Here is a 15,494-nt window from a genome sequence, read left to right as displayed (position 1 = left end):
CGTTTATCACTTTAAAATTTCAATGACGGGGGATACTAAAATGCCCGTTTCTTTTAAAATGTATTCGTATGCCCATCTTTCGTTTACACCATACCAACACGCCGGGCTGCACCTAAAGGTTTCGGGAGTGTGATGGAGAGGCCCGAAGGTGTTTACGCGGTTGCCCAAAAGCTCAAAGGTTACGGTATGCTTACCCTTTGAAACGTTTGGAATGGTAAGTATATATGGCGGACAAGCAATATAATCGGTAAATTCTCCGTCCAAGTACACCTTTACCGCTGCACCGCGATAAACATTTGTGCGGATGCGAAGAGTGGCGTTTTCAGGCACTTCGATACTTGTATCATACCGCACATGACCGCCATAAAAGGGCATGCCCTGCGACACAATATTCCCAAAGGCAATTGTATCGGAAGCAGGCAGGATTTCTGCAATACAGCCCGAAACCGAAACATCAAATTCCCCGAGCAGGAAGCAATTTTCAAGACTTATGCGCTTACTGATGGGCATTTTTATAATCAGTTCGTTTAATCCCTCATTTAAAGTGCCTAAGTGGTAACGGGGAATGCTTTCATCCGTATAATAGCCTTTGGGGTTAAGGGCAATGCTTGTACCGTTTAGCACAACCGATTCCGCTTCTTCGACAGCTAAATCTACCGCTATCTCTACTTTGCTCGGTACAGTGAATTTCAAGGTTACAAAATGCGTGGGTTTATCTTTGCCCAGCACCCAGGGCTGTGCATCTTTACCGTTTGCTGCGGGATAGTTTAAAATGCTTCGACACTCCGTGTCGATTCGGCTTAGCTCTTCAAGAGACTGCCACAAGCCGTCGTCCAGTTTATATTCTGCCATGTCCAGCAAATATACATTGTCCTCGGTACGGGTAAAGGGCACTTTTGGCTTAAAGTCCACCTTAGTCAGAACCGATTTTGCGGGTTCTTCCGCTTTATAGCCGCCTTCCCCTTCGGTCAGTTCAAATAAGAAGCTGTCAAAAGGTGCTGCGTTTATATATATGTAAGTTTTCCCGTACTTTGTTTCGTAAGGAACGGATTTTACTTTTCCCAAAAGGGTATCGTACAGCTTTACATTGTAGCTTCCGTTTACTTCCACACAAAGGGCATCCGAAACCTGAATGTCCTGTTCTTTTTTACTGTATTCATATTTGTAAGGTGCCAAGAACAACCATTTTTTGCCGTTGTCGCGGCGCACGCAATGCACAAAGCGCTCTGCATTCTGCTTTTCACCATTTACAACACGGCAGGTTCGTTCTGCATGCAACGCACCTAAAACTTTATTCTTTTCAAAGCCTACTTTTTCGCAGGAGGCATAAAATTCTGCGATTTCATCATTTTGTGCAACATCAACAAACTTCGGACAATCCCCGATAAACAGCACTCTGCCACCCTTTTGCTTAAAAGCTTTCAAAACATCGAAAGTAGATTGTCTGATTGTTTCACAGCCCGGGATAATTACCGTTTTATACTGCATTTTCCCCACTGGCAGAGCGTTTGAAATTTCACCAATCTGCTCGGGCAAAAGGGCTTCGCTGATAAAATCAAAATCAACCAGTCCCGTAAGCAACCATTGGGTTAAGTTTTCAAAGTTTTCGTCCAGTTGTTCTGCTACTGCTCCGCTTGTGGCATTGGGGCCTGTGTGCAGCCAGTAGCTTTCAATGGGATGAAGCACCGCCACATCCACAACCGGCTCACCGCGGGTGAGTACCGTATTTAATCTTGCGAAATGGTCCTCTATATATTTGTAATCCTTGTGCCAGGGTGCCTGATAGTGAATAGAGGCAGGATAGTCACGCTTGGCACTTCCCTTCATGCAATACCAGGAAAGGTGCGGTACGCGTACCGTTACACCCAAAGCCGCCTGCCAGTCTCCCTGGAATTTATGACTCCTAAAATCAAAGTCCCAGTTGGTTACACCGTAAAGTTCGGAAAGCATGGCTTCTTTTCCCGTCTGATTCTTTACTGACTGACACTGCTTTGCGGTGTTTAACTGCACGTTGTTGCAAAGCATATCAATACCGGGGATTCCGAAGTTTTTATAATGTCGCATCACGTCACCATTATACTGGCACTGATGTTCCAACGTTTCTTCGTGCATGAAATGTCCGGTAAGTGCAATATTGTTTTTTTCGCACCAGTCACCGCATTGCTTTGCAAAGGCTTCATAAAAGCACTTTGCGGTATGCTCATGATAACGGTAACGGGTAACGGATACTTTTTCGTCAGCAAAATCCCAGAACAGCTCGGGAATTTTATCCTCTAAATGCTCGCCGTATTCTTCAAAATATGTATCATCTAAATTGGTTGTCCAGGGAATAAAAATTCTGCTTAAATCTTCGGTATCGGGAGCAGAAAGCACTCTTTTTTGTGCCATCTCGGGTTCATCGGTAAAAATGGCAGGAACCGATTTGCCAAAGCTTTCCCCTACCGCCTCTTTGTACTTCTCATAGGTTACATCTATAAATTTCTTTACTGTTTCGGGAGAAAGTAAATCCGCATACGCGGTATTGTTCCACCAGCCGTTTTCACCTGCGGTTTCCACATAGAAATATCGCTTTATGCCCTCTGCATTTTGGTTTTGCTCTATTCTTTTATAGCCTGTCATATAGCCGTTTTCATCCAGCTGAATATCAAAAGTCGCAACAAGGTAGGCTTTTCCCGTTTTTGTTCCCTCTTCCTTGGAAACAAAATCCTTTTTGGTATGGGTGATGCGCAAAAGCTTCTGACGGTGTATCGGGTCTTTGGTCACAAGACCGCCTGCGAAGCCCGATGGATACCTGTCCTCGTCATATAACCAGGCAAGCATCTCTTCTTTTTCAGCTTTGTCACGGCAAAGCTTTACCATGTCCATAAATTCTTCACTTAAATATTCGGTGGAAAGTCCTGAACGGGAATGCATATGAAATCCGCCGAACCCCATGGATTTAAAGGCTTCAATCTGGCTAAGCAGTTTTTCCTTTTCCAAATTCCCGTTCCATGCCCAGAAAGGGGTTGCACGGTACTCAGCCGTGGGATTTTGGAACAATTCCATGTTCAGTTGTTCGCTTTTGTTCTTTTTATAAAGCATTTTTCATTCCTCCCTCTTGCTTTTATTATAAATCGGTTGTATAATAAAAACAACCTACTTTTTTTACAAAATACGGGGGTATTTTAACTATGGAAACATACAAAAATTTATTTGAGCAGGGTATAAACTTACGCATTTCTCAAAACAGTTCGGTGAAATTACATAAGCACGATTTTTTTGAGTTGGCTTACGTGCTTTCGGGAAAAGCGCAACACATTTTAAACGGTGAAGAACGCACTATTGCCGAGGGTGAATATCTGATTATGGATTATGATGCCTGCCACCATTATATTGTAGACGAAACAAAGAATTTTGAAATTTTAAACTGCTTGTTCTTCGGAGAATTTATTGATCTGGCGTTGAAAAATAAACGTGATTTTTCAGATGTAGTAAACAGCTATATGTTAAAATACAATTTCACCGCCACCAATTTAAATCCTGCCAATCGCTTTTTTAAGGATGAATCAGGTGAAGTGTTATCCCTGCTTCAAGCGATGCTGAAAGAACAAAATCAAAAAGCACCGGGTTATCTCGAAATCCTGCGTGTAAAGCTAATTGAAATTATTATTTTAACCATGCGCAAAGACAACGCTATTCTGCCGGACACAGAGGACAGTCTTTGCCTTGAAATCATGAAATACACCGAAAAAAATTTAAGAGACAAAACCCATCTTTCGGCACTTAGCAAGAAGCTTTGTTACAGCACCGCTTATTTAAGCAAGAGATTTAAAAAAGAAACGGGCATTTCTTTTTCGGCGTATGTGCAAAAAATCCGTATAGAGCAGGCATTAAGACTGCTTACCGAAACCAATAAAAAGGTAACAGAAATCGCATCCGAGTGCGGTTACGCAGACACAAAATTTTTTAACGCCGTATTCAAAAAACACACGGGATTCACACCGAGAGAATACCGTAAACAAAAATAAAAACGCTTTTTATATTGACCGGGTAACCTTCCCCATGCTATAATATTTCCACAAGATTGGAGGAGACATTTATGAAAAAAATTTGGGGCATTCTATTCATTTTACTTTTAATCTGCGTTGCGCTGCCCTGCTACGCATCGGATATGCCGGTGCATTCGGATGTGGTAGAATGGGATGAACAACTTGCAGAAAACATAAGAGCCATCATTTACGATGACGGATTTATGTATGTATCCGGTTGGGGCGAGCTGGATTTTGACGATTATTATCTTTGCGGTATAACAGGCTGTTACATTGAAGAAGGCTTCACTTCCATCGCCGAAGATGCCTTCAGAGGTGCCAGCGAAATAGAATATATACATTTGCCCGACAGCTTACGCCGTATTGAAGATTCAGCCTTTTACGGTTGCTACGTCGGAGACCTTGTTCTGCCGCCGAATTTAGAATATATCGGTCAGGATGCGTTTTACGGCGCTCTTGGCAGAACACTTGTGATAAACGGCAACAATCTTGTGATTGACCGAAACGCCTTTGCCATGTGCCAGAGCTTGCAAACTGTCACCTCGGTAACCAAAACGCCCGTTACCTTTTGCGGTCTGACCTTTTTTGCCAACATGGAATTACAGGAACTGACCTTTGCAGGACCTGTTATCTTTAACGGAACGACTTTTAACAGCTGCAGAAAGCTGAAAAAGATAACATTAGGCGAAGGTACCACGGTTTTACCCACCAAATGCTTTGAGACTGTTAACACCCTCTCCGAGCTGACTCTGCCCTCTACCATAACCAAAATTGAAACAGAAACCTTTTCTTATCTTTACAAGCCCCTTCAGATATATTATTACGGTACACCGGAGGATTGGGTAAAAATTCAACTGGAAACTACCATGATTGATGCAAGCAACGTACACTTTTTAGGCAAGCCCGAACCCATAATTGATGTTACGGTAAACGGCAAAAGGCTTACCTTTGACCAGCCTCCCGTTTTACAAAATGACAGAACACTCGTTCCGCTTCGGGCTATTTTTACGGAACTGGGTGCAGAAATTTTGTGGGATGATGCCACCAAAACGGTAACCGCCACCAAAGGTGAAACCGTTATAAAAATGCAGATTGATAACGCAGTCTACACCGTAAATGGAACAGAAAAAACTTTAGACGTACCTGCACAATTGATAAACGACCGCACACTCATTCCCGTGCGTGCCGTTGCCGAAAGTTTTAACTGTACCGTAAACTGGGAGGATACCACCAAAACAGTAGAAATTATATCCAACTGAAAAAGTGAGGCAAAAGCCTCACTTTTTCAGTTGGTTCTCCGCCACTCTCTGGGCGACACCCCCGTAATTTTTATAAAACACTTGGTGAAATAAGATGGGTCATCATACCCCACCGTTGCCCCGATTTGGGCAATATCCGAGTTGGTAGAGCGAAGAAGCTGCATGGCATTTCTGATACGCAAGCTGTTGATATACTCGGGCAGACTTTTGCCCGTTTCTTTTTTAAAATTTCGCGCAATATAGGATTCACTGCAGAAAAACTGTTCGCTTAAGCTTTTGACCGTAATTTTTTTCGTATAAGCCCGATCGCAATATGCCACAATCGCCTGCATCGGATTTTTTGCGTTTCTGCCGATTTGCAAGGCGGATACATTTTTAATCATGCAAAGCAGAGGCACAATCAGCATATCCACCTTATCTTTTTCAGGGATTTCCGATTTAAGTGCACGGCTCAATTCGGACAGCTTTGCAAAATCCACGGATGTTTCGGCACAAATTTCTTTTGCCCGCTTGGAGAAATCCGCAGACAAATATCCGCCCACATTCAGGCTTCCCACAACCTTGTTGCCGAATTTTAAAGGGTACACATATTCAAACACTCCTGCGTGACAGCTTCCCGCAAACGCACCTTTTTCAAGACATTTGTTCATCGCTTTCGTCTGGCAGAAAAGGCATTTATGATGCAGTTCAAGCGTTTGCTTGATATAGGTGCAGTAGGAATTAAAATGCACCTCCGGGATGGGCAGAGCTTCCTGCAAAAAAGCTCGTTCTGAACTTTGAGGCGGGCAGTGCAACGTAACCGACAAGCCTAAGTCCTGCTCTAAGTACTCATAATACTTTTTTATAAATTCCATGCTTTCCAAAAAATCACCCCTTGCTTTGATTATACTTTAAAATTGTATGTTCGTCAACTCTTAATGCATGAAATTACCATTTTTAAAAATGTTTTTCCTATACCTACTGCACCGTAGTATGGTACAATAGAAACAAAGAGAGGTGTTCTTATGAAAAAAACAATCTGCATACTTCTGATTTGTATTCTTTTAAGCGGTATAACTGTTTTTGCGGCATCCGAGCCTGCAGGTTATACCTACACAACCGAAAGTTTCGGCAATGAAATAATTATTCCCGTAACCGATACCACGGGTTTGTGGACCGAATCCTCTGCGGTGGCAAGCCACGACGGCGGAACACACATTTTTTCCAACGCGGCAGGAGATACGGTTACCTTTGAATTCGATAAAGTGAAAAAAGGAAACTATGAACTGTATTACTGGCTGATGCCCCACTCCAAGTACGGCAAAAAATTCACTCTGGAAATCAGCCACAACGGTAAGACAACCGAGAGAAGCTTAAGTGCACAGATTAACGCGGACGAAACGGTCGCACCCGGTTGGGTATCTTTGGGGGTGTTTGACTTAAGCGGTTCTGCAGACGAGAAGCTTTTCATTACCAATCCCGGCGGAGTTCTTCGTGCAAATGCGGTAAAGCTCGTTCCCACCGACAAAGCGGTCACCGAGGAAGATGTCAACGCAGGACCTAAGGTAGAATTACCCGAAGGGCTGACCCTCGAGTCTTTTGCAAACGAAATTGTAATCCCTTACACCGAAACCACCGGCAGATGGACCACCTCCTCAGCCGTTCCGGGTTATGATGGCGGTACACATTTGTATTCCGATAAAGCAGGTGCAACCCTGACCTTTAAAATTGAAAATATCGAACCCGGTAACTATGAAATGTATTACTGGGCGATGCCTCACTTCCGCAATTTCAGCAACGTGGATATGACCTTGCATCACAACGGCAAGATGGACGATTTTATGGTTCGTCAGGCATTTGGCGATCTTGAAACTCCCGCCTGGAGCTATTTGGGCGTGTTTGATTTTTCGGGTGATGGCAACGAATCTGCCGAAATACTAAACCGTGTCGGCATTATCCGAACAAGTGCCATCAAGCTTGTACCCACCGACAAAGCGGTGACCGAAATCCCTGAAAACGCAAAAATCAAGGACGTACCCACCGACCCGGGCACACCGCTCAGCGCGTATCAGCCCGATGCGGAAAGAGAATCCTTTCTGACCTCTGTATCAGGCGCACCCGATGCAAACTACACACTTTTATTTGAAGAAAGCTTTGACACACCCATCAACCCCGACATCTGGCACTATCGCTTAGACGAGCGGAACGGCGGTAAAAACATGGCGATGAACGTGTTCACCCATGACGGCAGAATGTATCACAATGTAGAATACAAGGATATTAACGGCGTGGACACCATCACGGGTGGCGGTATTATTTCCAACAAGCTGTTTGGCTACGGCTATTATGAATTCAAGGGCAAGCTCACCAATGTAACAGGCGGTATACACTCCGCTTTCTGGTTACACGGCGCAAGTGCCAGCGACTACACCAAAAATATTGAAAATCTGCACACCCAGGAGCTGGATTTTGAATTCAACTCCGACCGACCGAATGTTGCCTGCAACTATTACTGCACCATCGGTACAAAGGTTGGCTTTTACAATGATATTTTAGACGGATTTAACATCAACGAAGAGCATGTTTACGGCTTGGAATGGCTTCCTGACCGCATCAATTACTATGTTGACGGTGAGCTTGTATTCAGCAAAAACGGAAAAGAGGCTTTTCTGCACTATTCGCAACAGTTTATGTGGATTACCACCCTCGCCTGGGAATCGGGTGACACTTTAGCTGACAAATCAAAGCTTCCTGCAGAAAACTCTTTTGATTATGCAAAATTTTACGCAAAGCCTTTAAAGGACATTAACCTTTTGGGCGCAAGCGAATTTGAATACAATGACAATCCCGACTACGCCACCGCTCCCCTGCCGTTGCAGAATCCCGTTGCCTGGGGCGAAACGGGCGACATTGATGTAAGTATTGTTGAACGCAACGACGAATTTGCAGTTGGCGGTAACCATGTACTTGCACACCGGGGAGACAAAGATTACAAAGTCACCACTTTCCAGAAGCTGTACCACATTCCAAACGGTCAACACAATTTTGAAGCGCATGTCATGTCCTCGGGCGGACAGAAGGAAGCAAAGATTCGTCTCAGCGGATATGACGGTGAAAAAATTGCAGAAATCGGCATTCCGCAGACAGACAGGATGACCAAAATCACCTTAGACGGCATAGAAGTAAAAGACAATCAGTTGACGGTTGAAATCATTTCGGATGCTAAGGCAGGTCAATGGATTATGCTGGACAACCCGAGCTTTTATGCAATTGACGGTGATGTAGTGGACAAGCATCGCCCCTACACCACAAAGTATGAAAACGTATCATTGGGTGAGATGTATGTAAAAACCATTCACGATAAAGGCTTTTCTTCCACAGGCACCTGGAACAACAGCACACTTGTGGGGTATTTGAACACCAACACCTCTTATTCGTATGAAGAGGACGGTCCTGCCTCGGCAAAATTTGAAATTGAAGTACCCAAAGACGGCTTGTTTAATATTTGCTTTTACAAGCTGATACATGAAAACACCGGCAAAAACTGCCATGTTTTCTATACGGTAAACGGTGCAAACAAAAAAGAGACCGGCATAGACCTTACAACAGGCGAAACCGGCTGGGAAGTTTTAGGCACAGAAAGCCTTAAAAAAGGCGACAAGGTAACGGTACAGATTGATAAAGATTACGGCGGACTCCTTCGCGCTTCTTCCGCGGCAATCACCTCTACCGAAATGATGCCCGTGGAGGATGTGTTGATTTTAGAGCTTGGCGACCGTTATGTGTGGACATTCGGTGAAAAGCTTTCGGTAGATGCAAACAACCCTGATGTTCGCCCCAAGACGGTAAATGACAGAACCATGGTTCCCATTCGGTTTATTGCAGAAGCATTAGGCGCAACGGTTACCTATGTGGAAGAAACCCGGGGCATTGTCATCGAGCTTAACGGCAATCGTATCATCATGAATGTGGGAAGCAATATCATGGCAGTAAACGGTGTGCAGAAAAGCTTAGACACGCCTCCCTTTGTGGAAAACGGCAGAACACTTGTGCCTGTGCGTGCCATTTCGGAGGGGTTAGGTAAAACGGTCACCTGGATTCCCGACCGTTTTGTGGTCATCGGCGACAAAACCTATCCGTCAGACGAAGAAATGTTTAAACAGATTGAACAGTTTGATAAGCAATAAAAAATATCGTACGCAATTGCGTACGATATTTTTTACTGTTCTTTTTTAATAACAATTTTGTCGCTGTCTGCGTCAAGAAGAATGGTGTCACCTGCTTTAACCGTGCCGTCCAGCATGGCTTCTGCCAAGGTATCTTCCACCTTTGACACAATGGCACGTCGGAGCGGTCTTGCGCCGTAGATAGGGTCAAAGCCTGCATCCGAGAGCATTTCGATTGCCGCATCCGAAACGGTCGCGGTAATTTCGTTTGCCGAAAGTCGCTCTAAAAGTGTCTTTAACATATTGCCCGCAATCAGCTTGATTTCCTCTTTCTTCAAGCGGTCAAACACAATGATGTCGTCTACGCGGTTTAAAAATTCGGGCTTGAAGGTGTGCTTCAAGTCACCCAGCACGCTTTCCTTGATTTGTGCATAATCCTTTTCCGCATCGCTTAATGCATCGCCAAAGCCTAATGACTGTTTTTTCGGCGAAACAATGTGCGTTGCACCCACGTTGGAAGTCATAATCACAATGGTGTTCTTAAAGTCAATCTTTCTGCCCTGGGAATCGGTTAAAATACCGTCCTCTAAGATCTGCAGAAGCATATTGAATACATCGGGGTGCGCCTTTTCAATTTCGTCAAACAGCACTACGCAATAGGGTTTTCTTCTCACCTTTTCGGAAAGCTGACCGCCCTCTTCGTAGCCCACATATCCCGGAGGTGAGCCAACTAAACGGGACACGGTGTGCTTCTCCATGTACTCGGACATATCTAAACGCACCATGGCATTTTCGTCCCCGAATACCGCTTCGGCAAGGGCTTTACAAAGCTCAGTTTTACCTACGCCCGTCGGTCCGCAGAAAATAAACGAGCCGATGGGACGTTTGGGGTCTTTTAAGCCCACTCTGCCGCGCTTTACTGCTTTGGCAAGGGATTCGACAGCCTCGTTCTGACCGATAACACGGTTATGGAGTGTATCTGCCAGATGTAAAAGTCTTTGGCTTTCTTCCTCCTGCAGGCGGTTTACGGGAATTCCCGTCCACTGGGCAATAATGCCTGCAATTTCTGCCTCGGTAACTGCGGTTTTACGGATTTGTGCCTCTTTTTTCCAGCTTTCTTTTTCCTCTTCGATTTCTTTTGCGAGGGTGGATTCTCTGTCACGCAAAGACGCCGCTTTTTCAAAATCCTGCGCCGCAATGGCACTTTCCTTTTCCGCTTTTACCTTTTCAAACTCATTTCGCTTATCACTTAAAGCAGAGGGTGCCGTAAAGGATTTTAATTTCACGCCTGCTGCCGCTTCGTCTACCAGGTCAATGGCTTTGTCGGGCAGGAAACGGTCTGTAATGTATCGTGCCGAAAGCTTTGCCGCGGCGATTAATGCACCGTCTGTGATTTCTACCTTGTGATGTGCCTCGTATTTATCTCTCAGTCCCATTAAAATCATAATGGTTTCATCCACGGTCGGCTCACCCACTGTAATGGGCTGGAATCTACGTTCAAGCGCCGCATCTTTTTCAATGTATTTTCTGTATTCGTTGATGGTGGTTGCACCAATCAGCTGTACCTCTCCGCGTGCTAAGGACGGCTTTAAGATGTTGGAAGCATCAATTGCGCCTTCAGCGGCACCTGCACCTACAATGGTATGGATTTCATCAATAAACAAGATGATGTTACCGTCGGCTTTCAGCTCGTCGACCGCCTTTTTCATGCGCTCTTCAAACTCACCGCGGTATTTGGCACCTGCCACCATAGAAGACAAATCCAAGGTGATTACGCGCTTTTCTTTTAAAATCTCGGGCACCTGACCCTCGTAAATCTTTTGCGCCAATCCCTCTGCAATAGCCGTTTTACCGACACCCGGCTCACCGATTAAGCAAGGGTTGTTTTTGGTACGTCGGGAGAGCACCTGAATCACGCGATCAATTTCTTTGCTTCTGCCGATAACCGGGTCAAACTTTCCTTCGGATGCCATTTTGGTCAAATCTCTGCCGAACTCATCTAAGGTAGGGGTTGCGGGATTTTTGTTCTTCTTATTCACCAAATCCTCTGTCATTTCTTCCGCCTGGTTTTCATCGCCGTACGCCTTGATTAAATCGTAATAAATCTTCTCGGCACTGTCCGAAAGCTCGGAAATGATGCGTGCCGCAACACTTTCACCGTCCCGGAGTATCGCCATTAAAATATGTTCTGTACCGATATAGCTGTGTCCAAGCTTCTGGGCTTCCAGAAAGCTTAATTCCACAATTCGCTTTAATCTCGGGGTCATGCCGCGCACCGCACTTACCGGCATATCTATACCACGGATTTTACGAACCCGTTCAATAATGTTTTCGGGCGTGATGCCGTATTCTTTCAACACATTAAACGCAACGGAATTGTCAATCACCGAGAGTCCGTATAAAATATGCTCGGTGCCCACGAAACCATGCCCCCATTCCAGCGCCATTTCGTTTGCCTTTTTGATTACACTTTCCGCTTTATCGGTAAACTTACTCTCAAAGAATGGCATAAAACCCACTCCTTCCGTATTTTTATGCATATTATTTGCATTTTTACTATTTTGCAGTGCATTGGCACAGGCTGTGCACAAATAAATGGCACTGCGCTTTCCATTTACAACACGTTGCAAATGGATACTTGCTACATTTTTACCACATACCTGACAAATCATACCTATTTCCTCCTTTGCTGATCACACTAAGCTTACAAGCATATTTTTGATAATGGACGCCCGAAGCATATCCTGGCCGGGCTGCGTTATTCTGCGAAGAACGCTGTTGGAAATTGCCGCAGTCATCAGCTTTGCCTCCCGCTCCGAAACGATACCGTAATCGGTAAAATTCTTGATAAAAGCAAATGCACTTTGCTGGCTGAGCGTATCGCCCATTCCTGCTACAATGTGCATAATATACCCCGATTTATCGGTTTTTACCCGACGGATGGTGATGCTGCCGCCGCCCCCTCTTCTGCTTTCTACAATGTAGCCATGGTCATTGGTAAAGCGGGAATTTATCACATAGTTAATCTGCGAGGGTACACAATTCAAACGGCTTGCCAGCTCATTGCGCTGAAAGTTGGCTTCCCCGTTTTCCTCTTCTATCATTTCCTTTAAAAAGCTTTCTATAATATCACTGATTTTCATACCATCCTCCGTTTTAGACTTTGACTTTCTTTGACTTTTACAACTTCATTATAGCACATTCAAAGAATTGTTCAAGGCTGTATTTTCGGATTTTTCGGACATTTTTAATTGTTTTTCTTTTGTTTTCTTCCGTTTTCTTTAAATTTCATAAAATTTATATTTTTTGCATTTTGCTATTGCATTTTTATTCATTCTGTGGTAGAATGTTAAATATTCAAGTTTACTTCCCTATTATATGAAGAATTTCGGCGCAGTATGTGCGTCCTAAGACCCGGAGGTTTTATAAACTATGACATTTGAACAGATTAAGGAAAAAGACAATCAGAACATTATGCACACCTACGGCAGAAAGGATTTGTCCTTTGAGAGTGGTAAAGGCATTCTGCTTAAAAGCCATGACGGAAAGGAATACTATGATTTTCTGTCGGGCATTGCAGTAAATGCTGTGGGACATTCCCATCCGAAGCTGGTGCAGGCTATCAAGGACCAGGCAGAAAAGCTGCTGCACACCTCGAATTACTATTACATTGAGCCACAGGCACTTTTAGCCGAAAAAATCTGCTCTGCCACCTGTGCAGACAGAGTCTTTTTCGGAAACAGCGGTGCAGAAGCCAACGAAGGTGCCATCAAGCTTGCCAGAATGTACCACTATAAAAACGGCCATCCCGAAAAATATAAAATTATTTCTTTGGTAAACTCTTTCCATGGCAGAACATTAGGTACCCTTGCGGCAACGGGTCAGGAAAAGTATCAAAAACCCTTCCGCCCCATGATGCCTGCGTACACCCATGTGGAAATTAACGATTTTGAGGCTCTGAAAAATGCAGTAACCGATGAAACGGCTGCAGTCATGTTAGAGCTTGTGCAGGGCGAAAGCGGTGTGCATCCCGTAGACTACGGCTACATGCAGGAAGTTCGTGCGCTTTGCGAAGAAAAAGGCTTGCTCTTGATTATAGACGAGGTGCAGACCGGTATGGGCAGAACAGGTCGCCTTATGGCACACGAGCATTATGACCTTAAGCCCGACATTTTTACCCTTGCGAAAGCTTTAGGCGGCGGTGTACCCATTGGTGCGGTTTGTGCAAAAGAAGAAATTGCCAAATATTTTGAGCCGGGTGACCATGGCTCCACCTTTGGCGGTAACTTTATCGCAACTGCGGCAGCAAATGCTGTATTCGACATTATGCAGGAAGAAAACATTTTAGAAAATGTTTGTAAAACGGGTGCCTATTTCAGAGATCAGCTGATGGAACTTAAAAAGCAAAAGCCCGTTATTAAAGAGGTACGCGGTTTAGGCTTAATGCTTGGTGCAGAGCTTTCAGAGCCGATTGCAGATGACGTTTGTAAGGCTTTGCAGGAAAAAGGCTTTCTAATCGGCACGGTTGCAGGCAAAATTTTACGTTTCCTGCCGCCGCTCATTGTAACCAAAGAAGATGTGGATAAGCTCATTGCTTGTCTTTCTGAAATACTGTAAAGGAGTTTTTAAATATGAAACATTTTATCAGCGTAACAGATGCTACTTTAGACGAATTTCACCAGTTACTTTCATTAACTGAGGATTTAAAGAACAAGAGAAAGAACCGCATTCCTTTCAAGCCCATGGACGGCAAAACATTGGGTATGATTTTCACCAAATCCTCTACCCGTACCCGTGTATCCTTTGAGGTGGGTACTGTAGAGCTTGGCGGTTATCCCCTCTTTTTAAGCTCTGCCGACATCCAATTGGGCAGAGGCGAAACCATTTATGATACTGCAAATGTTCTGTCTCGCTTTGTAGACGGCATTATGATTCGCACCTATGCACATCAGGACGTTTTGGATTTGGCGGAATACGGCTCTATTCCGATTATCAACGGTTTGACCGACTACATGCATCCCTGCCAGGCAATGGCAGACCTGTTTACCGTGTATGAACACAAAGGCAAGCTTGAGGGCTTGAAAATGTCTTACATCGGTGACGGCAACAACGTAACCCATTCCCTGCTTCACGCTTGTGCAATGGCAGGTATGGATATGTCGGTTGCAACCCCCAAGGGCTACGAATGTGCACAGGAAATTGTGGACGAAGCCATTGAAATCGGCAAGAAAACCGGTGCAAAAATCACCATCACCAACGACCCGGTAGAAGCCATTAAAGATTCGGACGCTGTTTACACCGATACCTGGGTAAGCATGGGTCAGGAAGCTGAAAAAGCAAAGAGAATTGAAATTTTCAAAGATTATACCATTGACGGTAAGCTGTTTAAAAACGCAAAAGAAGATGCGGTATTTATGCACTGTCTGCCTGCTTACCGTGGGTACGAAGTAACAGAAGAAGTTATCGACGGTCCGAACTCTGTAATTTTTGACGAAGCAGAAAACCGTCTGCACGCACAAAAAGCCATCATGACCATGCTGATGGGCAACTAAGAAAGGATTTTAAAGTACTATGTTAAAACACAGTTTTCATGTGCGTATCGCAAACGAATACGATGTGCACGCGGTTATGCAGATTACAAAAGAAGCTTTCAAGCAATACATTAAGCTTGCAGGCTTGTCCGATATTGAAGCCTTAAACGAAACCGAAGAGGACGTTTTAAACGATATCCGCAACAAGGTTGTATTGCTTGCCACCATTAACGAGGTGCCGGTGGGCAGTATCCGCTTGGATATCAACGAAGAGGATCACACCGCTTATCTTAGCCGTTTCGGTGTTTCGGTTGACCACCAGAACAACGGTATCGGCAAGGTACTGATGAATGTAACCGATAAAATCATGCGCGAGCACAAGGTAGAACACCTCTACTTAAACACCTGCGCAAAGGTATTTGATTTAATCCGCTTTTATTATTCCAGACATTTCTACATTGATTCCACCACCAAGGACCGTGGCTACATCCGCGCAAAGCTGATTAAAGATTATTTTTACGAAGACTAAGC

General features: G+C 44.4%; 10 protein-coding genes. 6 read left to right on the top strand and 4 right to left on the bottom strand.

All coding sequences use genetic code 11. The features are described 5' to 3' along the window. Window positions 1–6: 6 nt before the first annotated feature. Entirely contained in the window at window positions 7–3,081 is a 3,075-nt protein-coding gene (locus IJE10_05300) for a hypothetical protein (GenBank protein MBQ2967516.1), read from the bottom strand. Between the two features lie 89 nt (window positions 3,082–3,170). On the opposite strand from IJE10_05300, the gene IJE10_05295 reads away from it, so the two are divergent. Then, window positions 3,171–4,007: a helix-turn-helix domain-containing protein gene (locus IJE10_05295; protein MBQ2967515.1), complete on the top strand. Its 837-nt coding sequence runs from the start codon at window positions 3,171–3,173 to the stop codon at window positions 4,005–4,007. Between the two features lie 71 nt (window positions 4,008–4,078). Further along, entirely contained in the window at window positions 4,079–5,287 is a 1,209-nt protein-coding gene (locus IJE10_05290) for a leucine-rich repeat protein (GenBank protein ID MBQ2967514.1), read from the top strand. A 26-nt stretch (window positions 5,288–5,313) separates the two neighbouring features. Here the strand turns inward: IJE10_05290 and IJE10_05285 are convergent, their stop codons facing one another. Next, window positions 5,314–6,150 (bottom strand): helix-turn-helix domain-containing protein, encoded by an 837-nt coding sequence (locus IJE10_05285; protein ID MBQ2967513.1) that lies wholly within the window; start codon window positions 6,148–6,150, stop codon window positions 5,314–5,316. 141 nt (window positions 6,151–6,291) lie between these two features. On the opposite strand from IJE10_05285, the gene IJE10_05280 reads away from it, so the two are divergent. Beyond that, on the top strand, window positions 6,292–9,453 hold the full coding sequence (locus IJE10_05280; GenBank protein MBQ2967512.1) for a family 16 glycosylhydrolase: 3,162 nt from the start codon (window positions 6,292–6,294) through the stop codon (window positions 9,451–9,453). 32 nt (window positions 9,454–9,485) lie between these two features. On the opposite strand, the gene IJE10_05275 is transcribed toward IJE10_05280, so the two are convergent. Together IJE10_05275 and IJE10_05270 are read right to left on the bottom strand one after the other, a co-directional pair. Then, complete coding sequence (locus IJE10_05275) at window positions 9,486–11,942, bottom strand: ATP-dependent Clp protease ATP-binding subunit (GenBank protein ID MBQ2967511.1); 2,457 nt, start codon at window positions 11,940–11,942, stop codon at window positions 9,486–9,488. Window positions 11,943–12,125: 183 nt separating this feature from the next. Then, complete coding sequence (locus tag IJE10_05270) at window positions 12,126–12,575, bottom strand: CtsR family transcriptional regulator (GenBank protein MBQ2967510.1); 450 nt, start codon at window positions 12,573–12,575, stop codon at window positions 12,126–12,128. Window positions 12,576–12,864: 289 nt separating this feature from the next. On the opposite strand from IJE10_05270, the gene IJE10_05265 reads away from it, so the two are divergent. From IJE10_05265 to IJE10_05255, 3 genes are read left to right on the top strand one after another with little or no spacing between them, the layout of a single operon-like run. Then, complete coding sequence (locus tag IJE10_05265; protein ID MBQ2967509.1) at window positions 12,865–14,049, top strand: acetylornithine transaminase; 1,185 nt, start codon at window positions 12,865–12,867, stop codon at window positions 14,047–14,049. A 14-nt stretch (window positions 14,050–14,063) separates the two neighbouring features. Then, the gene (gene argF / locus IJE10_05260) at window positions 14,064–14,984 is read left to right on the top strand and encodes an ornithine carbamoyltransferase (protein MBQ2967508.1); all 921 of its coding nucleotides are present in this window, start codon (window positions 14,064–14,066) and stop codon (window positions 14,982–14,984) included. A gap of 19 nt (window positions 14,985–15,003) precedes the next feature. Continuing rightward, window positions 15,004–15,492 carry a GNAT family N-acetyltransferase gene (locus IJE10_05255; GenBank protein ID MBQ2967507.1) on the top strand — a complete coding sequence of 163 codons (489 nt, stop codon included), beginning with the start codon at window positions 15,004–15,006 and terminating at the stop codon, window positions 15,490–15,492. Window positions 15,493–15,494 lie beyond the last annotated feature (2 nt).

This window comes from Clostridia bacterium (assembly GCA_017410375.1).
Lineage (GTDB): Bacteria > Bacillota > Clostridia > RGIG6154 > RGIG6154 > RGIG6154.
Note: the sequence above shows the minus strand (reverse complement) of the source record. Positions and strands in the feature narration are given on the sequence as shown.

Coding starts and splice junctions, on each gene's coding strand:
- IJE10_05280 (MBQ2967512.1), top strand. CDS start 6,292: ATGAAAAAAACAATCTGCATACTTCTGATTTGTATTCTTTTAAGCGGT.
- IJE10_05265 (MBQ2967509.1), top strand. CDS start 12,865: ATGACATTTGAACAGATTAAGGAAAAAGACAATCAGAACATTATGCAC.
- IJE10_05300 (MBQ2967516.1), bottom strand. CDS start 3,081: ATGCTTTATAAAAAGAACAAAAGCGAACAACTGAACATGGAATTGTTC.
- IJE10_05290 (MBQ2967514.1), top strand. CDS start 4,079: ATGAAAAAAATTTGGGGCATTCTATTCATTTTACTTTTAATCTGCGTT.
- IJE10_05275 (MBQ2967511.1), bottom strand. CDS start 11,942: ATGCCATTCTTTGAGAGTAAGTTTACCGATAAAGCGGAAAGTGTAATC.
- argF (MBQ2967508.1), top strand. CDS start 14,064: ATGAAACATTTTATCAGCGTAACAGATGCTACTTTAGACGAATTTCAC.
- IJE10_05255 (MBQ2967507.1), top strand. CDS start 15,004: ATGTTAAAACACAGTTTTCATGTGCGTATCGCAAACGAATACGATGTG.
- IJE10_05270 (MBQ2967510.1), bottom strand. CDS start 12,575: ATGAAAATCAGTGATATTATAGAAAGCTTTTTAAAGGAAATGATAGAA.
- IJE10_05295 (MBQ2967515.1), top strand. CDS start 3,171: ATGGAAACATACAAAAATTTATTTGAGCAGGGTATAAACTTACGCATT.